Annotated in this window: 21 protein-coding genes and 2 pseudogenes; 12 read left to right on the top strand and 11 right to left on the bottom strand. The window is 68.6% G+C overall.

Translation table 11 applies throughout. The features are described 5' to 3' along the window. Nucleotides 1–27: 27 nt before the first annotated feature. Together AOZ06_RS23280 and AOZ06_RS23275 are read left to right on the top strand one after the other, a co-directional pair. Complete coding sequence (locus AOZ06_RS23280) at nucleotides 28–531, top strand: PH domain-containing protein (RefSeq protein WP_054296851.1); 504 nt, start codon at nucleotides 28–30, stop codon at nucleotides 529–531. After that, complete coding sequence (locus AOZ06_RS23275) at nucleotides 528–2,051, top strand: PH domain-containing protein (RefSeq protein WP_054291343.1); 1,524 nt, start codon at nucleotides 528–530, stop codon at nucleotides 2,049–2,051. Before AOZ06_RS23280 ends, AOZ06_RS23275 begins: the two co-directional genes overlap by 4 nt. Here the strand turns inward: AOZ06_RS23275 and AOZ06_RS23270 are convergent. Continuing rightward, the gene (locus tag AOZ06_RS23270; RefSeq protein WP_236952351.1) at nucleotides 2,036–2,734 is read right to left on the bottom strand and encodes an LmbU family transcriptional regulator; all 699 of its coding nucleotides are present in this window, start codon (nucleotides 2,732–2,734) and stop codon (nucleotides 2,036–2,038) included. The two genes, AOZ06_RS23275 and AOZ06_RS23270, sit on opposite strands and share 16 nt — an antisense overlap. 170 nt (nucleotides 2,735–2,904) lie before the next feature. On the opposite strand from AOZ06_RS23270, the gene AOZ06_RS23265 reads away from it, so the two are divergent. The 5 genes and pseudogenes from AOZ06_RS23265 to AOZ06_RS62155 form a co-directional block, all read left to right on the top strand. Beyond that, the gene (locus AOZ06_RS23265; RefSeq protein ID WP_054291342.1) at nucleotides 2,905–3,348 is read left to right on the top strand and encodes a helix-turn-helix domain-containing protein; all 444 of its coding nucleotides are present in this window, start codon (nucleotides 2,905–2,907) and stop codon (nucleotides 3,346–3,348) included. 116 nt (nucleotides 3,349–3,464) lie between these two features. Beyond that, a complete protein-coding gene (locus AOZ06_RS23260; protein ID WP_083471870.1) occupies nucleotides 3,465–3,968 on the top strand; it encodes a hypothetical protein in 504 nt (167 codons plus the stop codon). Beyond that, nucleotides 3,961–5,121 (top strand): MAB_1171c family putative transporter, encoded by a 1,161-nt coding sequence (locus tag AOZ06_RS23255; protein ID WP_054291340.1) that lies wholly within the window; start codon nucleotides 3,961–3,963, stop codon nucleotides 5,119–5,121. Before AOZ06_RS23260 ends, AOZ06_RS23255 begins: the two co-directional genes overlap by 8 nt. Before the next feature lie 168 nt (nucleotides 5,122–5,289). Next, a pseudogene (locus AOZ06_RS60160) lies at nucleotides 5,290–5,775 on the top strand (AfsR/SARP family transcriptional regulator); the annotation flags it as partial. Nucleotides 5,776–5,795: 20 nt separating this feature from the next. After that, a pseudogene (locus tag AOZ06_RS62155) lies at nucleotides 5,796–5,867 on the top strand (BTAD domain-containing putative transcriptional regulator); the annotation flags it as partial. Nucleotides 5,868–5,966: 99 nt separating this feature from the next. Here the strand turns inward: AOZ06_RS62155 and AOZ06_RS62150 are convergent. The 4 genes from AOZ06_RS62150 to AOZ06_RS61540 form a co-directional block, all read right to left on the bottom strand. Next, nucleotides 5,967–6,392 carry a hypothetical protein gene (locus tag AOZ06_RS62150; protein ID WP_225955547.1) on the bottom strand — a complete coding sequence of 142 codons (426 nt, stop codon included), beginning with the start codon at nucleotides 6,390–6,392 and terminating at the stop codon, nucleotides 5,967–5,969. An 818-nt stretch (nucleotides 6,393–7,210) separates the two neighbouring features. Continuing rightward, nucleotides 7,211–8,581, bottom strand: coding sequence for an MFS transporter (locus tag AOZ06_RS23240; protein WP_054291337.1), 1,371 nt, complete (start codon nucleotides 8,579–8,581; stop codon nucleotides 7,211–7,213). Beyond that, nucleotides 8,578–9,708, bottom strand: a complete 1,131-nt coding sequence (locus AOZ06_RS23235; RefSeq protein WP_054291336.1) for a PrpF domain-containing protein — start codon at nucleotides 9,706–9,708, stop codon at nucleotides 8,578–8,580. Before AOZ06_RS23235 ends, AOZ06_RS23240 begins: the two co-directional genes overlap by 4 nt. Before the next feature lie 321 nt (nucleotides 9,709–10,029). Next, the gene (locus AOZ06_RS61540; RefSeq protein WP_054291335.1) at nucleotides 10,030–10,509 is read right to left on the bottom strand and encodes a sensor histidine kinase; all 480 of its coding nucleotides are present in this window, start codon (nucleotides 10,507–10,509) and stop codon (nucleotides 10,030–10,032) included. Nucleotides 10,510–11,150: 641 nt separating this feature from the next. Here AOZ06_RS61540 and AOZ06_RS23225 point away from each other — a divergent pair. The 4 genes from AOZ06_RS23225 to AOZ06_RS23210 all read left to right on the top strand — a co-directional run bounded on the left by AOZ06_RS23225 (nucleotide 11,151) and on the right by AOZ06_RS23210 (nucleotide 18,537). After that, nucleotides 11,151–11,774 carry a class I SAM-dependent methyltransferase gene (locus AOZ06_RS23225; RefSeq protein ID WP_054296849.1) on the top strand — a complete coding sequence of 208 codons (624 nt, stop codon included), beginning with the start codon at nucleotides 11,151–11,153 and terminating at the stop codon, nucleotides 11,772–11,774. Nucleotides 11,775–11,861: 87 nt separating this feature from the next. Further along, a complete protein-coding gene (locus AOZ06_RS23220; RefSeq protein ID WP_054291334.1) occupies nucleotides 11,862–12,443 on the top strand; it encodes a hypothetical protein in 582 nt (193 codons plus the stop codon). A 264-nt stretch (nucleotides 12,444–12,707) separates the two neighbouring features. Next, nucleotides 12,708–13,079 (top strand): CU044_2847 family protein, encoded by a 372-nt coding sequence (locus AOZ06_RS57925; protein ID WP_169798968.1) that lies wholly within the window; start codon nucleotides 12,708–12,710, stop codon nucleotides 13,077–13,079. Beyond that, nucleotides 13,057–18,537, top strand: coding sequence for a trypsin-like peptidase domain-containing protein (locus tag AOZ06_RS23210; protein ID WP_054291332.1), 5,481 nt, complete (start codon nucleotides 13,057–13,059; stop codon nucleotides 18,535–18,537). Before AOZ06_RS57925 ends, AOZ06_RS23210 begins: the two co-directional genes overlap by 23 nt. 14 nt (nucleotides 18,538–18,551) lie before the next feature. Here the strand turns inward: AOZ06_RS23210 and AOZ06_RS23205 are convergent, their stop codons facing one another. Beyond that, entirely contained in the window at nucleotides 18,552–19,964 is a 1,413-nt protein-coding gene (locus AOZ06_RS23205; protein WP_083471867.1) for a phospholipase D-like domain-containing protein, read from the bottom strand. A 72-nt stretch (nucleotides 19,965–20,036) separates the two neighbouring features. Next, nucleotides 20,037–20,189, bottom strand: coding sequence for a hypothetical protein (locus AOZ06_RS57920; RefSeq protein ID WP_169798967.1), 153 nt, complete (start codon nucleotides 20,187–20,189; stop codon nucleotides 20,037–20,039). Nucleotides 20,190–20,339: 150 nt separating this feature from the next. Between AOZ06_RS57920 and AOZ06_RS23200 the strand changes: the two genes are divergently transcribed. Further along, nucleotides 20,340–20,531, top strand: a complete 192-nt coding sequence (locus AOZ06_RS23200) for a DUF3072 domain-containing protein (protein ID WP_054291330.1) — start codon at nucleotides 20,340–20,342, stop codon at nucleotides 20,529–20,531. Nucleotides 20,532–20,550: 19 nt separating this feature from the next. Here AOZ06_RS23200 and AOZ06_RS23195 read toward each other — a convergent pair whose 3' ends face one another. From AOZ06_RS23195 to AOZ06_RS23180, 4 genes are read right to left on the bottom strand one after another with little or no spacing between them, the layout of a single operon-like run. Then, entirely contained in the window at nucleotides 20,551–21,582 is a 1,032-nt protein-coding gene (locus tag AOZ06_RS23195; protein ID WP_054291329.1) for an NlpC/P60 family protein, read from the bottom strand. 19 nt (nucleotides 21,583–21,601) lie between these two features. Beyond that, a complete protein-coding gene (locus AOZ06_RS23190) occupies nucleotides 21,602–22,084 on the bottom strand; it encodes a poly-gamma-glutamate biosynthesis protein PgsC/CapC (protein WP_054291328.1) in 483 nt (160 codons plus the stop codon). Then, nucleotides 22,081–23,880 carry a poly-gamma-glutamate synthase PgsB gene (pgsB, locus tag AOZ06_RS23185; protein WP_083471866.1) on the bottom strand — a complete coding sequence of 600 codons (1,800 nt, stop codon included), beginning with the start codon at nucleotides 23,878–23,880 and terminating at the stop codon, nucleotides 22,081–22,083. Before pgsB ends, AOZ06_RS23190 begins: the two co-directional genes overlap by 4 nt. A gap of 1 nt (nucleotide 23,881) precedes the next feature. Beyond that, nucleotides 23,882–26,056 (bottom strand): HAMP domain-containing protein, encoded by a 2,175-nt coding sequence (locus tag AOZ06_RS23180; RefSeq protein WP_054291327.1) that lies wholly within the window; start codon nucleotides 26,054–26,056, stop codon nucleotides 23,882–23,884. Nucleotides 26,057–26,144: the final 88 nt, after the last annotated feature.

Genomic DNA, 26,144 nt, shown 5'->3' with positions numbered 1-26,144 from the left:
CACCGCGCAGTCGAGGAGGAGAATTCGTTGACCACCGAGGCCGGACAGATCCGGCTGCGTCCCCCGGGAAACCGGGTCGACCAGCGGGCGATCCCGTGGTGGCGGTGGCAGCTCGTGCTGAGCGCCGTCACGCTGGCCGTGTTGCTCGTCGTGCCGGGGATCTTCATCCCCCCGGCGCGTTTCTGGCTCGTGCTCGCCGCGGTCGCGGTCGTCGTGATCGCCGTCCCGCTGGCCGCTCTGCTGCCGCTGTGGTGGTACCGGGTGCACCGGTGGGAGGTCACCGGCACCGCCGTCTACACCAGGACCGGGTTCTTCTTCCAGGAGTCGCGGATCGCGCCGATGTCGCGGATCCAGACGGTCGACACCGAACGCGGCCCGCTGCAACAGCGGTTCGGGCTGGCGACGCTGATCATCACCACGGCGTCCTCGGCGGGCGAGGTGACGGTCAAAGGCCTGGACGGCGAGGTGGCGGCCGAACTGGCGCACCGCCTCGCCGACATCACCAAACTCATCCCCCAGGACGCCACATGACCGCAGTGCTGACCCGGACGTCACACCAATGGCGCAGGCTGGACTGGCGCACGATCGCCATCACCACCGCCACGCTGATCGGGTTCACCGGTGTGTCCGGCTTCTCGCTGGTGTCCGTGCTCGCCTGGATCTTCGGCTGGTCCCTCGGGGTCGTGCTCGCGTGGCTCGCGCCCGGCGTCGTGCTGCTCGTGGGCACGGGGCTGGTCGGTGACTGGCTGCGCTGGAGCAAGACCCGGTACCGACTCTCGGCCGACCGGCTCGAGATGCACACCGGTGTGTTCGTACGCCGGGAACGTTCGCTGCCGCGTGACCGGATCCGCAGCGTCGACATCAGCGCGGGGATCATGCTGCGGCTCTGCGGGCTGGCCAAGGTGGAGATCGGCACCGGCGAGCACGTCGACAAGGACAAGACGTCGCTGGAACTGGACGCGGTCAGCCGGGCGGAGGCCGACCGGCTGCGGCGTGAACTGCTCGGCCACGCGGCCGCGGGCGAGCGGGGCGAGGAGGTGCTCGCGGAACTGGACCGGCGGTGGGTCTGGTACGCGCCGCTGTCGGTGGAGGCGTTCTTCCTCGGGTCCGGGGCGTTCGGCGGGGTGCTGAGCGTGGCGGAGCTGTTCGGCGTCGAGGCCGACGTGCTGACCTGGACGTGGGAACTGCTGGACAGCATGCCGCTGGCCGTCGCCATCCTGGTTGTCGTCGTCGCGGGCGGGGTCGTCGGCGCGGCCGGCGCGCTGCTGCTGTTCGTGACGACCTGGTGGGACTACCGCCTCGACCGCGAACCCGCGGGCACGCTCCGGGTCCGGCGAGGCCTGATGACCACGCATTCGGTGTCGCTGACCGAAGACCGGTTGCGTGGCGTGCAAGTCGTCGAGACCCTGGGGCACCGCCTGCTGGGCGCGGCCCGGGTCGACGCTGTCGCGACGGGGCTCGCCGAAGAGGAGCACGGCGAGGAGAGCGACCACAAAACGCTGCTGCCGAACGCACCCGTCGAACTGGCGCACCAGGTGGCCGGTTCGGTGGTGAACGCACCCGGCTCCCCCACCGGCCCGTCGATACTGCGCGGGCACGGGAAAGCGGCACGCAACCGGCGGCTCACCTGGGCCGCGACGATCGGTCTGGTCCCCGCGACCGTGCTGGCGGTACTCGGGCTGCTGCTGACGGATGTGTTGCTGCACATCGCGTGGAGCTGGGCACTGGTCACGCTGGGGATCGGGTTGCCCGCGGCCGTGGACGCGTACCGCAACCTGGGGCACGCGATCAGCGGCCGTCATCTGGTGTCCCGGCACGGCGGGCTGTGGCGCAAGACCGTGGCACTGCAGCGCGACGGCGTCATCGGCTGGACCGTCAGCCAATCGGTTTTCCAGCGCCGCAAGGGTTTGGTCACGCTCACCGCGACCACGTCGGCCGGGCGCAAGCGTTACTCGGTCTACGACGTGGCGGAGCACACAGGCCTGGCGTTCGCAGACACGTGCGTGCCAGGCCTGATCGCCCAGTTCCTCGAGCCTCAGCCCCCAAGCTGAGGTGCGGCGGCGGTCCGCAGCGTCGCCGCCGCCGCTTTGTCGAGCACGGTGACCATCCAGTCGACGAAGTCCTGTTCGGACGCCGAACCGGCCACGTCGGACGCGGCGGCCCGCATCCACCGCTGTTTCTGGCTCGGCGGGACCGTCATCTGGATCTTGAGGATCCGGTCGGTCTTGACCTCACCGGCGCGGTTGACCCGCCTGCTGGCCCTGACCCGGTTGCGCAGTTCGTTGCGCGACCAGCCGAACCGCTCGGCCCGGTCGAGCCACTGGTCCTGCTCACCGGTGGTCAGCGACGCCAGTTCGGCGTGGTGCTGGAAGCTCAGCGCCGCCCGGCGCCTGCCCACCGGGTACTGACGTGCGACCCAGGCGTAGTTGCGGAGCGTCTGGTAGTCCAGCGAAGTCTGCTCCACGGCCCGTTTGTACAGGTCGGGGTACTGCGCCTGGCCGTAGACCAGCCAGTCCCCGAGCCACCACGACGACGAGGCGGCGATGGTGTCGATCTGCCGTCCGATCCTGCTCCACTCGTCCATCGGGACGCCCGGCGGCAAGGTGAAGCTGGTGCGCTTGGTGAGCCCGACCCCGGGTAACGGCCGCGTACCGGCACCGTCCCCGGATTCGCGCGAGCGCGACTGCCGCTGAAGTCCCCCGGCGGCAGGCAGTTGATTGCTGGGGGTGTCCACCCTTCCTCCCAACGGTGTTGCCCAACGCTGTTCACATGAGTTTATGGCGGTGATTCGAGCATAAGCTGATGTAAATGAACGCGTCAACTGTCGTGAATCCAACTGCCGGAACCTGCTTCAGGCCAGTTGACAGGACGCTATGCTTGACCGCGTGTGGGAGGAGGCTCCAGATGCCGGACGCTTCGTCGTCGAGCGAACGAACCCTTGCGGCGAAGGTGGATCACCTCTTCCGCACTGTCCGGCCGAGCAGTGGCAAGGAGTACAGCTTCGAGGAGGTCGCCGAGACCATCAGGTCCGGTGACGGGCCGACGATCTCGGCCACCTACCTCTGGCAGCTGCGCAAAGGCCTGCGGGACAACCCGACCCGGCGGCACCTCGAGGCGCTGGCCGGCTTCTTCGGCGTCCCGCCCGCCTACTTCTTCGACGCCACCACCACCAGCCAGGTCGACGCGGAACTGGCGCTGCTCGCCGCCCTGCGGGACGCGTCGGTGCGGCAGATCGCGTTGCGCGCGTCCGGTCTGTCGGCCAAAAGCCTCGGCGCGATCACCGAGATGGTGGAGCGGGCCCGTGAGATCGAGGGCCTGCCGGACGCCCAGGGCGAGCCGGAGTCCTGACCGAGTCCCGATTGGTCGGTGCAAACGGTCCATTCGCGATACGCACCAGCGGGATTCGGGCAAGATACGTGGCATGCGGCAGTGGTGACCACGACCTTGCCCTCCCGGGAGGTGCGATGAGCGCCGAGCTCAGACAGCTGCGACGCCGATGTGAGGCCATCGCGGGGCGATTACCCCTGATGCGGCCCTTCGACGCGCACGAGCTGTGCAGGCGAGTGGCCGAGCAGCGCGGCCGTCCCATCCACCTCACGCCCGTGACAGGGTTGTCCGAGGCCCACGGGGTGTGGTTGTCGACCGACACGGCGGATCTGATCTTCTACGAGGACGCGACCGCGCTGCCGCACCAGGAACACATCATCCTGCACGAACTGGGCCACCTGTTGTGCGAGCACTACCGGACGGGCATCCCGGAGGCCGGGCACCTGCGGTCCCTGCTGCCGAACCTGGACTTCAAAGTCATCCGCACCATGCTGGCCCGCACCTCCTACCAGGCCGTGGAGGAGCAGGAGGCCGAACTGCTCGCCTCGATCATCCGGCACCAAGCCGAACACCTGGCGCCCAACGACATCGGGGGCCGGATCAGAGCGGCTTTCGACTGGCCGCGCCGCACACGTGGGTGAGCTGATCCGGCACTACGGGCCCGCGTTGCTGGCGTGGGCCGTCGTGATGGTACGACTGGCCCTGCATCCGCGCGGGCCCACCAACGCGATGAGCTGGGTGGTCATGCTGGCCATCGCGGTGACGCTCACGGCGAAGGCACCCCCGGTCTACCACGGACTGAGTGTGCTGACCGGGATACCGAACGTGGCCAGACTGCTCGACCACGGCGGTTTCCTCGTCGCCGGCTGGGGTGGGCTGACAATGTTGTTGCAGATCAACCATCCCGCGGACGCCCGCCGCCGGGCCGTACCGCACGCGATCTGGATAGCGGTGGCGTTCACCGGGATGTGCGTCCTGTTCGCGGTGGCCAAGACGCCGGTGGACCACGTGCGGTTCGCGGGCCGCTACGGCGCGACTGCCGGCGTGCTGGAGTACTGGCTCGTCTACATCGCCGGGTTGCTCCCGACGTTCCTCACCACGGCCGCGTTGAGCACCCGGTACGCCTCGATGACCACGGACCCGGCGGTACGGCTGGGTTTGCGGCTGATCGCGGCCGGTGTGCTCTGCTCGGTGACGTACCACGTCCACAAGGCCGCGTACTTCGTCGCCCGCCGGACCGGAATGGACTACCCGAGGGCGTTGAACATCCTGCTGGACAGGTATCTCACGCTCGCGGCGGCGGTGCTGATCCTGGCCGGTCTGGCGTTGCCGAACTGGCGGACACCGCCGCCGATCGGCAACTACCGGAAGTACCAGCGGTTGCGCCCGCTGTGGCTGGCGCTCTACCGCGTGAACCCGTCGATCGCCCTCGTACCACCGAAACCACTGTTGTCGGAACTGCTTGACGTGCGCGACCTCGACTTGCGCCTCTACCGCAGAGCGGTCGAGATCCGCGACGGCAGGCTGGCGCTGCGCGACCACATCGATCCACGAGTGGCCGCGCGAGCACGGCAAGCGGCTGCCCGATCCGGTCTCACCGGTCAGAAACTCGACGCGGCAGTGGAAGCGGCCACACTCGCCGCCGCGATCCAAGCCGCGGCAACAGGAGCCGCACCTCCTGAGACACCGTCACCGGTCGCCGCTCCCGGTGGCCGTGATCTCGACAGCGACATCGCCTTCCTGTGCGACGTGGCCAACGCGTTCCGCGTCCCGTCGCAGCGAACACTCTTGTGAGCCCCTCGCGGGGTTCTGCATTCCGCTGATCACGACGCTACCGCCAGTTGTGGGAGATGCTCGCCTCCGCGGGGAGAATGAACGCATGGCTGTCGAGATCGTCCTGCTGGGTGAGGTGGCTGTCCGAACCGACGGACGCGCCGTCGTGGACCGGCCAAACAGAAGTGCGTCCTGGCGGTGCTGGCGGTCGACGCGGGCCAACTGGTACCCGCGCAGCGACTGGTCGAACGGGTCTGGGGCACGGACACCCCGCGGCGCGGGCACGCCGTGCTGCAGAGTTACGTCTCCCGGCTGCGCCAGGCTCTGACCGAGGTGGACACAATGGACATCGTTCACCGCGCCGGCGGGTACGCGCTGGTGGTGAACCAGGTGGACCAGGCGGTGGATCTGCACCGCTTCGGTGAACTGCGCACACGTGCCCGTGAGGACACCGACGACGCGCAAGCCGCGCGGTTGCTGGCCGAGGCGCTGGGGTTGGGGCGCGGGGAGGCCCTGACCGGTCTGATCGGCGACTGGGTGGACGCCGAACGCGACCGGTTGCGGCGGACGCGGCTGACGGTCGAACTCGACCTGATCGACGCCAGGTTGCGTGCGGGGCAAGGCGAACAGGTGGTGGCGGACCTGTCCGCGCGGATCGCCCGGTACCCGTTGGACGAGCGGGTGGCGGGCAGTACATGCTGGCGTTGCACCAGGCCGGGCGGCGGGCCGACGCGTTGGCGGCGTACCGCTTGGTGCGTGAGCGCCTGGTGACCGGACTGGGGATCGAACCGGGCGCCGCGTTGTACGACCTGCATCAGCGGATCCTGACAGCAGACCTTGGCCTGTCCCCCGTGCGCGCGGACGCGTCAACAGTCGTCCCGAGGCAACTGCCCCCCGCTCCGGCTCCTTTCGCCGGAAGACGACACGAACTCGAACACCCGGGCACCGCGCTCGATGCCGTGACCGGCGCGGGTGGAATCGGCAAGACGTGGCTGGTCCTGCACTGGGCGCACCAGCACGTCGAGCGATATCCGGACGGGCAGCTGTTCGTCGACCTGCACGGGGTTCAGCCCGGACACGCGGCCATGACAGCACACCAGCACCTGGCTGAGGCAACGCTGGACACAGCACTCCGGCGGGTCGTCGACTTCTACCTGCACACCGCCCACCAGGGACACCACCAGCTGCACCCCGATCGCGACCCGGCACCGATCAACGACCCGGTGGCGGATTCCCACCCACTGCGGTTCGGCGATCAGGCGGAAACACTCGCGTGGTTCCAGGCCGAGCACGCGAACCTCCTCGCGGTACAGCAAACAGCCGTGGCACACGGGTGGGACAACGTGGTCTGGAGTATCGCGAGCGCCACCGACGTGTTCCTCAACTGGCGCGGCTACCACGACGACCGCGTCACCGTGTGGCAGGCCGCCCGAGCCGCGTCCGCCCGATGTTCCAACAACGTCGGTGAGGCGTTGGCGTGTCAGCACCTCAGCCGGGCCCACACTCGGATGGGCCAGTACACCGAAGCGCTGGCGCAGCTCGACCGCGCGACCGCGGCTCGCCGAGGCAGCGGACCACGCCTACGCCCTGGCGATGACCCACGACGCGTACTCCCTGTTGTGGCACGAAAGGGGCGACCACCGGCGTTCACTCGAACACGCGTCACGAACCCTTCCGCTGTTCCGGTCACTCGCCAGCCCGGGACTGGAAGGCCGGGCTTTGCTGTCGATCGGTTGGTCACACGCCGGACTGGGCGAGTACGACCTGGCACGCCGCCACTGCGAAGAAGGCCCTCGCTCGGTTTCAGCACGGCGGCAGCCGCGACGGCCAGGCCAACGCTCTCGACGCCCTCGGTCACATCGCCGCCGAGAACGGCGAGCACCACCAGGCACTCGCCCACTACCGCGCGGCCCTCACCCTGTTCCACGACGTCGGCGACCGCGGCGACGAACCCAGGACCTGGGACCACCTCGGCCGGTCGCACGCCCACCTCGGCGACCTTGACCAGGCACGCGCCTCATGGGCGCGAGCACTCGAGCAGTACCGGACACAAGGCCGGGACGAGGACACTGCGCGTGTCCTGCTGGACCTGGACGCACTCAGTCGCCGCTCAGCGCACTGTCCGAAGTGAACGATCAGCGAGAGTCACGGCCATGAGCACGGCCGCCACCCCGGTGAGTACGAGCGCGAGCGTGCCGAGTCCGGAGTCGGTCGCCTCCTGGCCGTAGGCCGCGGCCAGAACGCTGGTCGACGCGAGCGCGCCGAGGTACTGCGAGGTGCGGAACAACCCCGACAGCGCCCCGATCCGGTCCTGCGGCGCCTGTGCGTACAGCACAGTCTGGTTCGCCACGGTGCTGAGCCCTTGCCCGACACCGAAGAGGAGTCCGACCGCGACGACGAACCCGATCGCTGTGCCGGCAGACATCGGCAGCAGCGCCACCGCGCCGGCCAGGAGCGCGCCCGCTGTGAGCACCAGCCGTGCGCGGACACTGCCGCCGAGCCGCGCGCCGAACGCGGAAAGGGTGACGGTCGTGATCGACATCGGCAGCATCGCCAGGCCGATCGCCGCCTCCGGCAGCAGGTGGCTTTCGCTGAGCCACTGCGGGTATCCGTACAGGAACGCGTAGATCACCAGATATCCGCTGCCCTGCCGCAGGTACGTCGCCAACAGTGGCCGGTTCGCGGTCAGCGCCCGCAGGTCCAGGAACGGGTCACGAACGCGCAGTTCCCACCAGACCAGCCCGGCGCCCGCGAGCCCTCCCGTGCCGAGGAACAGGACACCAAGGTCGCCCGGACCCATCAGGAACAACAGCGACGTGGTCAGTGTCAGGGTGAACAAGCCGATGCCGGCCAGGTCCAGCGGGGGCCGCGGGCCGCCGCGACGCACGTGTTCGTCCGGTGGCAGCCATTTCAGCGCGAGGATCAGGCCGACCGCCGCGACGGGCACGTTCACCGCGAACGTCCAGCGCCAGTCGCCTATGCCGACAAGCAGGCTGCCGAGCGTGGGCCCGACCGCCATGCTCGCCTGAGTCGACGTGGCGAGCACAGAGAGCGCGTTCGACGGGGTCGGCAGGTCCAATTCGTCCGCTCGCGCCCGGACCATCGCCATCGCCGCCGGAAACCCCGCCGCTGTCCCGACTCCGAGCAGGATCCTGGCCGCCAGCAACACCCAGAACGAAGGCGCGAGCGCGCCGAGCAGTCCAGCGGCCACCACCGCCGCGAGACCCGCTGTCAGCACCCGCCGGGCGCCCAGCGTGTCGACGATCCTGCCCATCACCGGCTGTGCGGTCGCCGTGGTCAGGTACAGCACGGTGACCAGCCAGACCGTGTGCGTCGCCCCGACACCGAGGTCACGGCCGATCGGGACGAGGGTGACCGCGATCATCGAGGAGTTGACCGCGTTCAGCAGCGTGCCGATGACCAGCGGGGTCAGCCACCTGGCACCGAACGCCGTCGCGCCGGACGCGGCGGCCTTGGTCATCGGGCGACGGCGGGTTCGCCGCGTGCGGCCGGGACGAAGATGTCCGCGCGCGCGATCACCCTGGCCGAGCGGTTCAGCGTGATGCCGGCCAGCCGCCCGGCCTGGTCCAGGTCCAGCGCCGCCGAGACCACGCCGGCCGCTGTGCCGATCCGGATCCGGCCGGTCGCGGCGGTGTACCGGTGCACTGTGCTGCCGGGCACGGTGGCCGCCGCGGCGACGGCGACCATCGAGGTCAGCCCGATCACCGGGTGGGGCGCGTGCATGGACGCCATCCGCACGGAAACGTCGTACTCGTCCGCGTCGACCCGGGTTCCCGCGGTGGTCGTGTAGTCCCGCGCCGGCCCGACGACTCCGAGCTTCGGCACGGCGTGGTCGATCGGCTGGTCCGGGGTGGACAGTCCCATCCGGATCGCGGCCTCGCGGCGCAGCGGCAGCAACCCCGGCAGCCGCTGTGCGAACTCGGTCACGCTTTCCACGCCGCTGAGGCCGACCGACGGCGCGTCGAGCAGTGCGGCGGGCGCGCCCGCGTCCACCAGCGTCACGGGAGCCTCGCCATGACCGAGGCATTCCACGGCGCGAGCGGTTGGCAGCAGCGCACCGGACCCGACGGGCTCGATGAACTCGAGGCCGACGGCGACGCCGGGCAGTGCCACGCCGGGGACCACGGCGTCACCGGTCGGCACGAACGCCGAACCGGGGGTCGCGACCACGGCGTCGATCCGTGAACCGCTGTTGGTGTTGCGCATCCGCACTCTCGTGTGGTCGCCGCGCGGCCGGACCAGTCCGGAGTGGACGGCGTACAGCCCGACCGCCGTGGCGCAGTTGCCGCAGTTGCTGCCCCACTCCACTCGTTCGACGCCGACGCCGACCTGGCCGAAGGTGTAGTCGATGTCGACGCCCGGCTCGTAGGAGTGCGCGACGATCGCGGCCTTCGACGTGGTCGGCGTGGCCCCGCCGACCCCGTCGATCTGGCTGCGGTCGCGCGACCCGAACGCGGCGACCAGCACGGCACCCAGTGAGGCACCGCGACCGTGGATGTCGGCCACGTCGAACAGCCAGCACTTGCTGGTCCCGCCGCGTACCAGGGTCGCCGGGACGGAGATGGTTCGGTTTTCCTGCGTGCGCATGCGACACCGCCCATAATCAAAGGAGAAAAGAATGCCCGTGCGGCTCGACGGCATTTCCCATTGCGGGCGACGCTAGAGTAAAGACTCACCCAAGTCAACGTAAGCCAGCACCGAGGGTTATTTGTTACGCGATCATGAACCGCGTCTTTCCTGGATTCATACGGCCGTGTTTCAGCAGGTCAGCGCGCCGACATCGCGGCGCAACCCGAGCGCCCGGCATTCGGATAGACGAATGTGACACACCACCCGGGTGATGGGATCACATTCCTCACCAGCCGCTGAAATAAAGATGCCGTATGGACCAGACCATTTCTCGGCCGGTCACGGTGACGAGGGCACTCGAATCCGACTTCCGCGCCGCCACCCGGGTGGTAGGCGGCGATGACCCTTTCCGTGGCGGGCGGTGAGGATGTCGTGCACGACCGCCAGCCCGAGCCCTGATCCCGGCGTGGCACGGGTGCGATCGGCGCGGTAGAAACGGTCGAACACGGTGTCGTAGTCGGCCGGATCGATACCGCGACCGTGGTCGCGCACGGTGAGCCGGGTGCCGCGGATGTGGACGTGGACCGGCGTGTCGCCAGGGCTGTACTTGGTCGCGTCGTCGAGCAGGTTGTCCACGCAGCGGGCCAACGCCTGCGGCCGGGCCGTCGTCGTCACCGCGTCGGCGGCGGTAACGGTGATCGTGCGCCCGGTGCGGCAGCGGAACCGTTGCGCGCAGTCCTCGGCGAGCTCCGGCAACACCACGTCACCAGGGGTTTCCACGGTGTACTGGTCGGTGGCCAGGTCCACGAGCTCGGCCACCAGCGCGTCGAGCGCGCGACTTCCTGGACCAGCGTCGTGAGCACCTGGGCCTCGTCCTCGGGAGCGAGCTTGCCGCGTGCCCGCTTCAGCAGCTCGGCGCTGCCGCGGACAGCGGTCACGGTACGCACGCCTGCTCCTTGTCGTTCGTCACCGGGCGTCGCCCGGTGGCTTGGGCACAATGCTGGAGCGCCCGTCGCAAAGGCAGGTCAGACACTGACGACGGCCTGCGGGAGTTCACCCGGAACACCACGAGCGGCTCAGGATACGAGAACATCGGCGTGTACATCGCGGTCGCGTGCAACGACTACCCGCGACTGTGGTCGCAGGAAGCCGACTCGGCACAGCGTGAGCGGCAGTACCGCGACGCGCTCGCGCAGGTCCCCGACGGAATCGGCCCGTTCAGCACCGAGGGATTCGGTGCGGCACAGCGTGACGGCGGCAACGCCTGCATCCGCTGGCCCGGCATCAAGGGGCACAAGCGGCCCGAGCAGGTGAGCACTCCCATGCCCGGCGTCCCCGTGCTGGTGCTCTCCGGCGACCTGGACGCGATCACCCCTGACGCCAACGGAAAGCTGGTCGCCGCACGGTTCGCCCGCAAAGGCGAAGGCTGTAAGAATCCCCGCAGACCCGGAGGTGAGCGGATGCCGCAGGCCGTCAGCAAGTGGAACCGGTACTGGGACAAGAAGTCCGGCACGTACGACAAGGAGATGCGTGCCTGGGACCGCAGGCTGTTCGGCGACTCCCGCCAGTGGGCGTGCGGCCAGGCCACCGGCGACGTGCTCGAGGTGGCGGTCGGCACCGGCCTGAACCTGCCGCTGTACCCGGCCGACGTGCGACTGACGGGAATCGACCTGAGCGCCGGCATGCTCGACATCGCCGAACGCCGCGCCACCGACCTCGGCCGCCCGGTGACGTTGCTGCACGGCGACGCCCACGCCCTGCCGTTCGACGACGGATCGTTCGACACGGTGGTCTGCACGCTCGGTCTCTGCGCGATACCGGATCATGTCCGCGCGGTGGGCGAGATGGTCCGGGTCCTGCGCTCCGGCGGCCGGCTGGTGCTCGTCGATCACGTGGCGGCCTCGTCCGGTGTCGTCCGGGCCCTGCAACGGCTCATGGAGCTCATCACGGTTCCCATGGCGGGTGAGCATTTCCTGCGGCGGCCGATCCTCGAGGTCCAGGCTCGCGGGCTGACTGTCGAGCAGCACCAGCGGTTCACACGCGGCTTGGTGGAACGCCTGGTGGCGCGCAAGCATTCGATGTGACCGTGCCGTTGTGGCGGAATGTGCTGTAACTTCCGTTGAATGCACGCAGATTCGACGCCAAGTCGGAACAGGGTCTCATTCATCGGGATGTTCACGGCCGTTTTGTTGGCAATCGGCTTGATCAGTCCCGTTGCGCACGCGAGTGCGGAACAGGCCACGCGTTGCGAGTGCGCGACGCCGTCCATCGACCGGTTACAGCAGTGGCTTGCCAGCGGCGAGGGCACCACGATCCCAGCCACCGGCAGTCTGCTTGTGCGGCAAGGCAATCGGTACACGGCCAAGGTCGAGTTCCTCAACAACGAATGGCATGTCGCCGTGGTGTGGCTCGGCAACCAGTTCGAGGCACAGGCGGATCTCACCCGCTCGGCCGGGTTCTGGATGACCTACAGCGCCACCGATGACCTTTATGTCCAGTTGCGGCCGGCGTCGCATTGGAGTGGCGGTGACAAATGGCTGACACTCGTGCCGTCGACCGGTGGCAAAATCGTGCGGAAGTTCTTCGGCTTCAAACCCAAGGCGTGGACGACGCTCCCCGAACTCGGCAAACCTTCCTATTCGTTCGAGTCGGCGTTGAGCGAGGCGCGCGGCCTGGTCTTCGTCGGCAAGACGCCCAACAAGCTCGAGTTCCGCGGCCTGCGGATCGACCGCTACCAGCCACCGTGCCTGTGAGGCCCTGGTCCGAAGCGCTCGACGAGACCGCGAAACCCACGCCACGGGTGGAAGAGTTTGTTGTCACTGGACAAATTTCGGTTTTGATACACGCTCAAACGGCGGCACGCAAGCCCCCGGAAGTGTTTTCCTGACCGACCTCGGCCCACGTCACCATCGCATTCAGACTGCATCACAAGCTGGAGTTGTTGCCCGCCTTGTCGTAACACCACGGCTCGTCCGCACGACACGCCCTGCACCGCCCAGTCGTCGCAGGGAGAAAACGTGACCGATCCTGTTCCAGTTCGATTGCCGAGCGGCGAGGCGATATGGGTGCACTCGGCCGAAGACCGCCGCGGGCCGCGGGACGTTTCGTTGCGCGACAACGCCGTCGCGATTCTGCAGCTGCCCGGTCTGGTGGAGACCGTGCAGGGCGTCCTGTCCACAGTCAAGTCGGCGGTCGCCAAGCACAAGCCCGATTCCCTCGCCGTCGAGTTCGGCCTCGAGATCAACGCCAAGACCGGCAAGGTGCTCAGTGTGCTGGCGGAGGCAGGCGGCAAGACGCACATCAAGATCACGGCGACGTGGGGCTCACCCCAGCCGCCGCCGGCGGTGGACAACCAGGTGGAAAACAGTGCTCCGGCCGAGGCCGGCTGAGCTGTCCGGCGATCGATCCGACTTCGAGGACCTGCTCGCTTCCTGCGTCGCCAGGGTCGACGCCGACGGCCACCCGATCGGCACGGCGTTCTTCGTCGCGCCGGGCTGGGCCGTGACCGCCGCACACGTGGCGGAATGGCACGGCCGGACTCTGGTGATGCGGGTGCGGGAGCAGTCACTGACCGGCACAGTCGTGAAGGTGTGGCCGCTCAACTCCAGCGGTCTGTCCCGCCATCCCCTGCCCGACCTCGCGCTGGTTCGACTCGACGAGACCGACCACCCGTGTGTCCGGCTGGCTGACCAGGCGCCGAACATGCACACGAAGTTCATGGCGCTCGGCTTCACCCGCACGCTCGGCGAATCGTTCGCTCGTCTGGAAACGACGACGGACCTGAAGTACGGCGGCGAGATGTCCGACCCGGACGAGTCGGGGACGGAGCTGTACAAGATCGTCGACGGCTCGGTTCCCGAGGGGATGAGCGGCGGCCCGGTGATCGACGTCGGCGCGGTCGGCGTCCGCGGCACGGGCGCGGTCGTCGGGCTCATGCGCACCAGCCGCGATCTCCACACGGACATGGGCGGTTGGGTGGTGCGTTCGGAGGAGATCCGCGCTTTGCTGGGCACTGAGCGGATGCACGAGCACCACGTGTTCCACGAGAAGGACCAACGGTGGGACCGTGCCTGGGCGGCCTCGGCATGGCGGTTCAGCAGTCCCGCCGACATGGAGGACGTGTGGTGGCTGCGAGGTCCGATCGTGCCGTTCGCTCCGGGCAAGCTGCTCGAGGACGCGCGCAACAAATACCTTTCCTCGCAGAACCTGGACTACCTGGACATCCCGGACTTCGATCGGGCGTGGTTGCTCAACCGCCTGGAGACCGAACGCAGAGGTGTGTTGCTGGTCGGCGCGGCCGGTGCGGGCAAGACCCGCCTGGCCGTCGAGATCGCGCATCTGGCCACCGAAAAGGGCTGGCCCGTGTGGCTGACCCGATCACCCGGGCACAGCCAGTTGCCCGGAATCTCGAAGCTCTCCGTGGAGGACCTGCGGAAGGTGGTCTTCTCCCCTGACAGCAGGAAAGCGCAGCACGTCCTGGTGGTGCTGGACTACCTGGACAGCTATCACCAGAACCTCGACTTCGAGGACTTGCAGCGGCTGGTGGACGACGCGTTCCACAACGACGGCATCAGGGTGATGCTGCTGGCAACGGCGCGGCCGGGCGCACGCCACCGGCTGGCCCAGCTCTGGGCCGGCACGGTGCTGGACTTCATGGACCTGCCGTCCTCGCCGGAGCACCGCCGCAAGCTGGTTCGCCAGATCCTCACCCGGATCGCGGGCACCGCGCTGCAGCGGTGGGGATTCGACGAGGTACGCCGCCGGTGTGGCGGCGACCAGGCCACACCGATGGTCACGCTGCTCATGGCCGTCGCTCTCGAACGCGGCAACCAGCACGGCTCGGCCGCACCCGAACCGCTGGTGACGTGGCTGCGGAGCAGGCTGACGTCCGACGAACTCGCCGGTGCCGCCGCCGCGGCGGACAACGCGCCATCCAGCGCCGATCTCCTGGCGTACGCGGTGATCGCGGCCACCTGCCGAAGGCAGGAGTCCTCATTGGAGTCGACAGCACACGCGGTGGTCGACCGGTACGGCGGGGGCGCCCGCCAGAACGACCACCTCACCCGGCTCGAACAGACCGGCTGGCTCATCCCCGACGACAACGACGGTGCTGTCGTGGACCCCAGATTCGATCTGCTGCACGACCTCGTGGCCGATTTACTGCTCGACGGTGCTCTGTTCACCCCGTCCGGTGGTGTGGACAAGAAGGCTGTCCACGCGGCATTGGACGCGGTCGCCTCCGATCCAGTCGCGTTGGAGCAGTTCTGTGTGCCGTTGTCACGCGTCTACGACAGGCAGGGCAGGCGCAACCGGTCAGTTCTGCGTGTGTCCTGCAAGACCTGGCTCGACGGCAACGCCCAATCACTCGGCGCCAGGTTCCGCGCCGCAGGTGCGGCAAGCGCAGGCGCGTTGTACGCCCTGCTGCACCACCTCCCGTGGTCCTCGGGTGAGCCGTGGATCGAGCCCGAGGCGACTGCGGGCCGCCTGCCGCCGTTGCCCGCAAAACCGGCAGGACCGGCACCGTCACTGGTGACACCGCATTTCGCCACGCTGGTCGGTCCGCAACCCGACGCCAGCGTGTTGATCGAGTCGCTTCGCTCGACGCCAGGTGATCAACCGGTGCGAGCCGCGGTGGTCTGGCTCAGCGGGAACCGGGCTTCGCCGCAGGTCCCCCAGGTGCTGACCCATCTGGTGCGCCGCGACGTGCGTATCGAGGACCTGTCAGGGCGTATCGGCACGTACGTCACGGCCTGGTTGAGCACAGTGCAGGACGGTGTCGGACAGGAGCGCTTGTTGATCGCGTGCCTGCTCAACAAACAGCTGTCTGTGTCCGAGCACGAACCTGCGATCGTCGCTTTCGCGCGTGCGGCAGTGACGAGCCTGTCCAGCCCGGCGTCCTACGACTTGTACGCGGCGATGCTCGACCATGACGCGATCGTCGGACGTAGCGACGGTGATCTCGCGCTGCGGGCGTTACAGGCGGCTCGTGAACACCCTGAGCACGTCTCGGCTGGCCTGCTCATGCAGAAGCTGTTGCCACACCACGATATCCACGAGCACAAGTCCAGCCTGACAGACATGGCGCTGACGTGGTCGCGGCGCAACCTCGGCTCTCATCGCTCACCGCATGTGCTGCAGGCGTTGCTGGCGGCTTGGCAGGCTGCCACGAAAGCTCAGCGGGACGCGATCGTCAACCAAACGCTTGCCTGGCTGGGCCGCGAGGTGGACGCGCCTGCGGTGCCGTACGTGATCGAGCGGCTCCTCCCGCTGAACGGACTTGTCCCGCACCAGGTCACGAGGGCCGTGCAGCAGACCATCCGGTGGGCGCAGCGGCCACAGCACCTGCGGTGGAGCACCGACAAAGTTCTGCCGCCGCACGTCTGTCGGCTCGTCGCCCAGGCCATGAAACTCATCGTCGCGGATCCGGTGGAAGCCATGCGCGTCGCCGACGTGGTCTACCGCATGCTGCCCTCAGATCGACCTGCGGCGCTGACGCCGTCACATTCGCACCTCCTGCACGCTTTGCTCGTCGGCGCCATGCCGAAGTCGCTGCGAGAGCTCGTGATCGACCTGTCCCTCAGGTGGCTCAAGCTCCACGCGCACACACCACAAGCAGGCTGGGTCCTGCAAGCCCTGGTACGACGCGAGGAACTAGCCGGCACGCGCCTCGCGACGGTCATGGACGCGATCAACGAGTGGATGTACCGGCACAACATCCGGGCGGAGGCACCGCACGTCATCGAGGCGGCGCTCGGCAGGACCGACCTCACCGGCAGCCAGCGCACGACTGTGGTCGAGCACGCCGAGGCGATCATCGCCGAGCAACAGAATGTCGCAGTTCCCCAAGGTCTGTTCCTCGCACTGTCCAAGGCGACACCCGGGGCGGGCAACGCCGGAGTTCCCGCCATTCCGAACGGGACTCAGAACCTGTTGGGCTGGCTGGAGAAACACCGCGACGAGTACGAGAGCGGCTACGCCGCGATCAAGCTGCTGAGCAAGTCCTTGTCAGTCGGACAGCTCGACCGCGTAGTCGCTGTGGTCGCCGCGTGGGTTCCACGGCACGCTGACCGTGCCACCGTCCCCATTCTGCTGCGGATGCTGCTGTGCCACCGCCACGTGAGCGGAGAGGATCGAGGAGTCGCCACCACAGCGGTCGTTCCGGCCGCCGTGAAGTGGGCACGGACGTATCCGGCACATCAGCGCGCGGGTGGCGTGCTGTCGGCGCTGCTGTCGTACTCGCCGCTCACCCAGCACGATCGTGAGGCACTGAGCTCGCTGGCATTCGATTGGCTCGAGCGACATGAAGGTTTGCAGACCAGAGGATTCGTGCTCGGCGCGCTCATGCACGAGTCGCACAGCAAGGCGCGCACCAAATCGCTCGTCGCATGGTCGCTGGCGTGGCTGGCGCAACGACCTGACCTCGAGTCCACGGGCGTGCTCGCGCAGGCCATGGTGAACCACGACGACCTCTCCACGGCACAACGCCAACAGATGATCAGCCCGTTGCTCGACTGGTTGGAGTCCCACGGCTCCGACAACGGCATCAGACGGCGACTGCTGGGCTTCTGGGGCAACAAGATGGTCAACCTCACGATGTCCCGTGACCAGGCCGATCGGCTCGGCTCGTGCGTTCTCGGCACGGTGCAGCACTTCGACGAGCCCATCCCCGGCAAGCGGTACCACTACGATCTCAACGGCTGTCTGGCGGCCGGGCTGAGCCCGGACACCCTGGATCCCGTTGTCGCGCAGGCGCTGGTGAAACGCGCGTTCGAGTGGCTCGAACGGGACACCGACCCGCTCGACAACACGCTCAACGTCTACCGCCTCCGAGTACTGGTCAAGTGCAAACACCTGACAGCGCCCCAAGCGAAGCGCGCGCTGTCGGCAGCCGCGAGATGGCTGTCGGATCGTCCGCTGGGGCCGGAGGCGAAGGTGGGCAGCCTCGTCATCGCGGTGGTCCAGCTGAAGGCCCCTTCCATGAGCCTGGTCCACACCTTGGTCGACGTGGCACTGCGATGGATCAGCCAGAACCCGGACGACCACCGGCACGGCCTGCTGTTGCTGTACATCCTGCGCCGTGACGATCTGACCGAGGACGACGTGCACCGTTGCCTCGCCGCCGCGAACTCGATACTGGCAGACCCCAAGGTCAGCGACGAGCAACGCACACACGCCACCAACGCGGTGCTGCGCAGGCGTGAGACAACAGGGGCCACAGCACGGTCGTTGATCACGTCGTCCATCGCGCGGCTGGCGAGCCACAGCGGGAGACCGAAGTCGAACCTGCTACTCGGTTTGCTTTGCCGCACCGACCTGACCGGGACGGAAAAGGCCGTCGTGGTCGACGCGAGCGTGAGTTACCTGACCGGGCGGCAGCTGGATCGAACCGACGGTGAACTCGTGGAGCACCTGCTCGCCCACACGGGTACGCATCACCGCAGCCAGGACATCGTGGCGCTGGCGATCAGCTGGATCGGGAAGTTCAACAAGGTTCCCAGTTCGCCGTACGTGGTCCGCGCGCTGATCCGCAGCCCGGCTGCCACGGCCGAGGTCCGGTCTGTCATGGTCACGGCTATGACGCAGTGGCTGCACCACTTCTGCACCCGCAACTCCGCGCCCCAAGCGATCATGGCTGTCGTGGAGGCAGGCACCACCGAGAAGGCCGAGCTGGCGATGGCCGTCCAATACGGGCTCACATGGCTCAACGGCAGAGAAACGTACCTCGACGGCGACCACAGGTCACTGGAGACCCTCGCGGCCGAACTGATCGACGGACTGTCACGCCTGCCGGACCTGGATGCCTACACCAAGAGTGAACTGGAGCGGCTGCGTTCGCGCACGACGTGACCGGCCACGCCACGTCAGCCGTCAACGAGCAAACCCCGCAACGGCCCTTGCAGTCGCCCTGCCCGCCGCGACACCCCCGGCAACAGGCTGAGCCGGTGCTCGTCCTGGTTCTCGGCGAACGGCCGCCACATCCGGTCGACGACGTCAACGGGGTCCCCGTCCACCTCGGACACCGGGCGCTGCAGGTGCTCGGCCCACAGGCGCAGCCGGGCGTCCTTGATCACCGCTGTGTCATCGGTGACCAGGTTGGCCTCGGTGTCGTTGAACAGCGAATGCTCGTTGAGGTTGGCCGACCCGACGGTCATCCACTTGTCGTCGACCACAGCGAGCTTCGCGTGCACGTAGACCGGTACGTGGTTGTCGCCGTCGTGGGAGTTGAGCGTTACGGCCAGCAGACGCTGGTTGCCGTCGTCGGCGTCGAGCAGCCGGCCGAGCTGGCCACGGGTCGTGTCGGCGCCGTTGCTCGGTTTGCGGGGCAGTACCAGCACGACGCGAAAACGGTCGTGCGGCGGGCGCTGGAGCTTGTCCAGCAGCACTTCGGTGATCTCCGGCGACCAGAGGAACTGGTTCTCCAGGTACACCAGGCTTTCCGCCGACCGCAGCGCACGCAGGTACGCGTCCAGCGCGCTGAACGCGCCCTTGGGCGCGAAGCCGTAGGTCTTCTCCGGGATCGTGCGGACAAATTGGACAGTCGAGGTACCGGCCGGTTCCGGGGTGCGCGGTTGCGGCAGCTGCTCACCCGCCACCTCCGTCCAGCGCCGCCGGAAGTGGTCGGCCACGTCGGCCACCACAGGGCCCTCGGCGCGCATCACGCTGTCGTGCCAGCCCATCGGCCGATCAGCGGGGTGTTCGGGGCTGTCGTGCCGGTCGCCCTCCAGCGCGGTGAAGTCCATCCCGCCGACGAAAGCGACCTCGTCATCGACGATCAGCAGCTTCTCGTGATGGCAGTGCAGCGTCCGTTCCCGCGAATCCAGCACACACCGCACCTTGCTGCCACGCATGAATTCCTTGCACGCCGCCCGCGCGCGTTTGCGGGTCGGCTCGAACGCGGGCACAGGCGGCCCGGCCCATAACAGCACGCGAACCGGCACACGCTCCGCGGCTTCGGCGAGCAGCTCCCGCAGCGTCTGGGCGTCCTCTCCTCGCGTGGGCCGGAAATCCGGGCTGGAGTGCCAGCCCGCGAGGTGCACGTACGAACGCGCACCTTTGATCGCCTCGACCATCGCGGGCAGCGCCTGCTCACCGTCGATGAGCACGGTCACCCGGCATCCTCCGCGAACCGGCGCGTGCGGCGTGAACCAGCCGGTTCCGGCTTCGTCCAGCACATCACCCCAGCCGAGGCCTCGCAGTCTGCGGGCGTGGTGCCTGCACAACAACGCTTCCAGCCCGTCACCGAGCCGATCGTCGATCCGGTCGATCAAACCCATACCAGACATGTTTACCGCCGAGCCCGCCGACCAAACAGGTTCGGCGGCGGTGCGTCCGTTCAGCCCAGCGGGCTAGCGGTTCGCGCTGCGGCGGAAGTAGCCCCAGACACCGGTGGCGAGGAACAGCACGATTCCGATGATCGCCAGCCACACGAGGCCCTTGATGACGAACCCGAGCACCGACAACGCCAACCAGATGACCAACAACAGGACAAGGATGCCCACAACAGACCTCCGGTGCTCGATGATCACGTTCGCCGACCGGATACCCCGCTGGTCACACCGCTAACCAGCACGTCGGAGGCCGATGGTTACCGGTCGCCGCGACCGGGTAGCCCTCGAACGCATGTTCTCGATCGACGCGGAAGGTGACGTATGGCCGAGCCGAACCCGGAGAAGGACCCCGAGGAGTGGACGACCGGCGACGAGCCGATGACCGGGCCACAGCAGTCGTACCTGCACACCCTGGCCCAGGAGGCCGGTGAGCAGGTCCCGGACGAGCTGACCAAGGCCGAGGCGTCCAAGCTCATCGACGACCTGCAGCAGCGGACCGGCCGCGGCGCCTGACCTCCCGCGCCGCCCGCGGTCAGATCCGTCGGGCGGCGCGGAAGGCACGGGAGTACATGCCGCCGTCGTCCAGCAGGGAGGTACCGCCGACATCACCGATGGTCGGGCCGTTGACGCGTTCGCGGCTCGACATGAAGCGGTGGTGCCCCTCGGAGTCGACGCCGAGGTAGATGCCCGAGTGGTCGAGCTGGTCCGTGCTGCCCTCCACCTCGAAGAAGACCAGGTCGCCCGGCTGCAGGACGTCGTAGGCCGTGCTGCGGCGGCCGGCGTCGGCCACGAGCGCGACACCGGGGCCGAACTCGGCCATCGCGTACGCCCGCCGGGGCAGGCCGGGGCCGGGTGTGTTCGTGTTGTGCAGGGGGTATTTCATCCGGTAGCCGTAGACCAGCCTGACGAACCCCGAGCAGTCGACGGCGCCGTAGTGCAGGCGATCCGGTTGCGCCTGAGTGCCGTCGTCGAAACTCCACTGGACGCCCAGGTAGTCGTAGAAGTCGGAACGTTCCAGCCGCCCCTCCCCCGTCGGCGCCACCGGGCCGAACGCCGCGTCGCCGCGGAAACGGACACCCTTGGCGTCCTTCTGGTCGGCGGCTCCGTCGACGTACTCCATCGCCACGGCGAACACATCCGGCCTGTCATCGCGTAACGCCTCGGTCAGCCACGGGCGGAACCAGTCCGCTGACTCGTCGCCCGCCCGCCACGCCTGCGGCGCCAGCCGGACCCAGGCGTTGGTCGTGACCACGGCTTTCGTGGCTTTCGGCTCCCGGAACGTCCGGCTGGCGCCGGTGAGCACGACGGTCCGGGCACCGTCGGTCATCGTCGCGGCCACCACGGATTGGGCGTCACGGACGATCGTGCGCGGCGGGTCGTCCAGTCGCTCGAACGTGTAGCCGGAGTTCGCGGTTTCCGACACCACACCACCCCCGCCGCCGCGCGGAACAGCGCCCACCGCGCCCGGCGGAGCCTCCTGGTCGAAGTAGACGAACGCCGCCGCGGCGACGCCGATGGCCGCGAGCAGCACCCCTGCCCGGACAGCCGTGGTGGTTGTGGACATGTCAGCTCCTGCCTTCTCGTCAAGTCGTCGGCACAAGGCCGACCAGCACGCCACTGACCAGCACCCCGTAGCTGGCCAGGCTGACCGCTGTGGTGCTCAGGACCGTGGCCACCGGCGGCTGCCGCACAAGCTGGTACGCGATCAGCCCGGGGACGACGAAACCCAGCGTCTGGTGGGAGAACAACAACGGGAAGTCGCTCTGGATCAACACGAACAAGCCGGTCTGCAGCAACACCCCGGTCAGCACGACGGAAGCGAACAACCTCTTGCCGTAGAGGATCACCACCCGTTGCAGGACCTTCGTCAGCACGAACGTGACCGCGGTCGTGACCAGGATGATCGCGGCCCGCCGATAGTCCTCGACCAAGGTCAGCGCGATCCAGCCCGGCGTGATCATCCCGCCCGGCGACAGGTTCGTCGCCAAGTAGCACACGAGGGAGAACACCAACCCGATCGCGAGGCCGAGCGTGGCGACCTCGCTGAGCAGGCTGCCCTCGATCACGACCCGCTCCTTCGGTCACGGCCCGCCACCTGAACACGGGGCGTCGGTGCCGTCTCCTGCACCGACGACGGCCTGCGCGGCATCGGACTGGGCTTCCCGGCGGGACCGGGTTTGCCCGGCTTCGCGGATTCGGCGGGGATGGCCGGCTCGGCGGACCAGGCCAAGTCAGCGAACCCCACGGGCTCGGCGCCCCTGGTTGGTCCGAGTGGTCTGGCTGGCCTGGCGAATCCGGCGGACCTGGCTGGTTCAGCAGGCCTGACCGACTCGGCTGCCCTGGCCGGTTCGACGGGTCCGGCCGGGTCAGCTGACCTATCCCGCACGGCGGGTCTGGCCGGTCCAGCGGGCCTGCGCCGCTCGGCGGACCCGACCGGCTCGACTGATCTGCCCGGGCCACGAGACCCGACCGGCTCGACAAACCCGGTCCGCTCACCCGGCCCAGCCCACTCCGCAGGCCCAGCCGATTGGGCAAACCCCACCCGCTCGGCAGACCTGCCTCGCCCAGCGGACCCGGCCGGTTCAGCTGGACTGTCCGGCTTGGCGAACCTGCCCCGACCGGGGCGCCTGCCTTGTCCTGTGGGCTTGCCCGGTTCAGCGGATCCGGCTTGCTCGGCGGGTTCGGTGGGTTCGGGCGGCAGGTCGGCCAGCTGGTCGAGCAGGACCTCGCCCTGGCCGTGGATGTTGCCGATGGTCACGAGTGACGCCGTGCCCTTCATCCCGTCCAGCACGCCGGCCAGCAGCTTCGCGGATTCCCGGCGACCGCCGAGGTCGACGACGTCGCCTGTCCAGTCCGCCGGGATCGTCGTCTTCGCGCTGCGGGTGGCCTCGCCGATCAGCACCACCCGCACCGGCGCGAGTTTCCCGATCAGCGCGCCCATCTGGCCGTTGCGCTCGATCCGGTCGGGACGGCAGTTGATCACCACGTGCAGTGGGCGTTCGATGGCTTTGTTGCCGAGCAGCTGCTCGATGTTCATCAGGGTCGATTCCGGGTCGTTGGCGGCGAACACGTTCGCGAACCTGAGGCGCAGACCGTCCACTTGGTACCGTTTCACCGACAGCACGCCCGGGTCCGGCGCCGCGGCCCACATCCCGGCCAGCGCGGACTGGCGGTTCACGCCCAGCAGATCCGCGACGGCGAACGCGATGGCGACGTTCTCCTTGAAGGTGATCCAGCTGAATCCGGCCATCTGCTCGTCGGTCACCGACTCCGGGTCGACGGCGATCAGTTCGCAGTCCCGCCGCTCGGCTTCCTCCTTGAGGATGTGCAGCCGTTCCTTCTCCGCCGTCACGCAGACGCCACCGACCGGCATGGACCGGCTCAGCGACCGGGCCACGTCGTCCAGGGTCGGGCCCATCTCGGCCAGGTGGTCCTCACGCACGTTGCACAGCACACCGATGGTCGACTTGATCAGCTTGCCCTGGTTGATCTCCTGCAGATCGGGCATCACCGCCATGCACTCGATGGCCAGCACGTCCGGCTGGTACGCCGCCGCCCGGCGCACGATCCCGATCTGCTCGACCACGTTGGCGATGCCGAACTTCCGGTACACCGGCTCCTCGCTGCCGTCGGGGTGGATGAACCGGGCCGCCGTGCCGGTCGTCTTGGCGACGGTCACCAGTCCTCCCCCGCGCAGGGCACCCGCGCACAGGCGGGTGATGGAACTCTTGCCGCGGATGCCGTTGATCAGCACCCGGGTGGGGATTCGGCGCAGGTTGGCGTAGTGGCGGCGTTGCTCGACGATGCCGAGCACCAGCAGCGCAAGGCACCCGGCTGAGAAGACCGCGAACAGGAACTGCACGTCAGACCTCGGCCTTGGTTCGGCGGTCGTCGACGATCCGCGGCATCCGCGTGGTCTCCTCGGTCGCGGCGCCACGCGGGCGGCGCACCGACCCGAGCCTGCTCGCCCCGTCGGTCAGGGCCTGGCGGCAGATCTCCAGGCAGCACGCGATGGTGCCGATCTCGTCCTGCCGTTGCGGGAAGATCACGTCGGTGTTCTCGCCTTCGGCGAACTTCCCGGCCGCGGCGACCCGGCGCAGCGGCCGGATCAGCACGAGGTGGTGCCAGCCGAACAGCAGGATCCCGAACAAGCCGCCGATCAGCGCGACGAGCAACGCCCCGCGCCGCACGTCGTTGCCGGGCAGACTCAGCTCACGAACTGGTTTCTCGGACACCACAACCCATGGCAGCTCGTCGACCGGCCGGGCCACGACCACAGCCCGGTCGACGCCGTCACCGTCCACCCTGGCCGCGGGCTGCCCGGCGAACGCGTCCGCGGCGCCACGGCGGGCGTTCTCGCCGGTGAGCTTCTCGAACGCGACGAACCCGTCGGTGGCCGCGAGCGTGCGCAGTTCCGCGTTGACGAGCCGGACACGGCCGGGTGCCCGTCGCAGCAAGGTGACCAGATGGTCCACATCGAACTCGGCGACCACCGTGTGTTCCCCGCCGGGTAACTGGGTGTGCGCGAACAGAACCGGGATCCGGCCCGCGGTGTCCTGCAACCGCACGCCCGGTTCCGGTGGCAGTGCGTTGACCGCGCGCAAAGGTGGCCTGCCCGCCGAAGTCGGTGTCACGCCACCGGTTTTGTCGACGACGTACACGCTGCGGAACCGGTCCTGTGCGGCGAGTTCCCGCACGACCGGCGCCAGCGACTCCGGGTCCTTCTCGCCGTTGATCCCCACGACCGACTTCAGGTCGGCGAGCCCGTCGTCGACAGTCCGGTGGATCGTCTCGACCGCGTTGCCCACCTGGCTCCGATGACTGCTCACCACCGAGTCCGGCACGAGCACGGTGCCGAGGCCGAGCGTCACGAAAACCCAGCCGGACCAAGCGAAAACGCTCACCGCGGCGAGGACGACCGCGGTACGCGCCGACACGCCCGGACGCCAGCGGACCTGTGGCGTGTCTTTGCCACGCAGTTTCGCGCGGCAATACTCGACCGCGGCGGCGATCCGGCGTGTCTCCGCCGAATGCGACAACCGGACCCGGTGGCCGAGTTTGCCGCTCGCCACCTTGAGGATGTCGGCCCGCAGCCGCCGCACGGGGCCGACGAGCGACAACCGGATCAGCCCGAATCCGGCCAGTGCCACGATGACCAGCGCGAGCGCGGGCCGTATACCTTGCTGGGACGGCCCGGCGCCGACCACGGGCGTCCGCACGACCGACAGCAGCGACAGACCGAGGTCGGGCACGCCATCACCAGCCACGGGCGCGTACGCGACAACCAGGGCATACGGCCGTGTCGTGTCCTTGGCGCCCGGGTCCGGGACGGGCTCACCGACGAAACTGCCGGTCTGCCCGGTGTCCGCCGCTGCGGACGCGTTGGCGAGCAGGGATTGCGCGGGCTCGTCGTCGCTGCCGGGCAGCGTGCCGCGGAAGTCGACGATCCTGCCCGCCCGGCTGGTCAGTACGAGGCTTTGGCGCAGGTCAGCGTCCAGCGGTGTGCTGGGGATCCCGGCACCGGTGACCGCCACGAGGACCCTGCCGTCCGGCAGCGGCGCGGTCACCAGCATGCGCAACGCGCCGTCCGGGCGTTGCACGGGTGCGATGGTCTGACCGGTGGTGTTCTCCGGCAAGGTGATCGGCTCGCCGCGGGCCGCGATCGGCTTGCCCGCGGCCTTGTCGAGCAGGGCCATGCCACGCCATTTCGGCTGGCTCTGGTTGACCGTGGTGAGCAGTTCGTCCGGTGTCCGCGCCGGGTCGGACACCGTGACCGCGGTCCGCAGGTCGGTGCCGTTCTGGTTGGCCGTCGCGGCCAGTGATCCGGCCAGGTCCTCCACGAGTCGCCGATGGCATTCCACGACCGCCTCCGGCGCGGTCACGGCAGGCTCACGCAGGTGCAGTACGCAGAACCCGGCGAGCAGGACCAGCAAGGCCACCAGCACTGTCGACGGAACCCCGACACCGGCCGGGAACCCGCTTTCGGCCAGCTGGCCTTCCAGGCCCGCCCGTCCCTGTCCTTTCCTGAAGATCCTCAAGACCTCTCCGATGCGTCGGCTGCTGCCACACTTCGCATACGGACGCATGCGGGTAGTGGTTCATCCAGCGGCGCAATCGCTCGGTACG

The sequence above is a fragment of the Kibdelosporangium phytohabitans genome (assembly GCF_001302585.1).
GTDB classification, from domain to species: Bacteria; Actinomycetota; Actinomycetes; order Mycobacteriales; family Pseudonocardiaceae; genus Kibdelosporangium; species Kibdelosporangium phytohabitans.
This window is presented reverse-complemented; position numbering and strand designations above follow the sequence as displayed.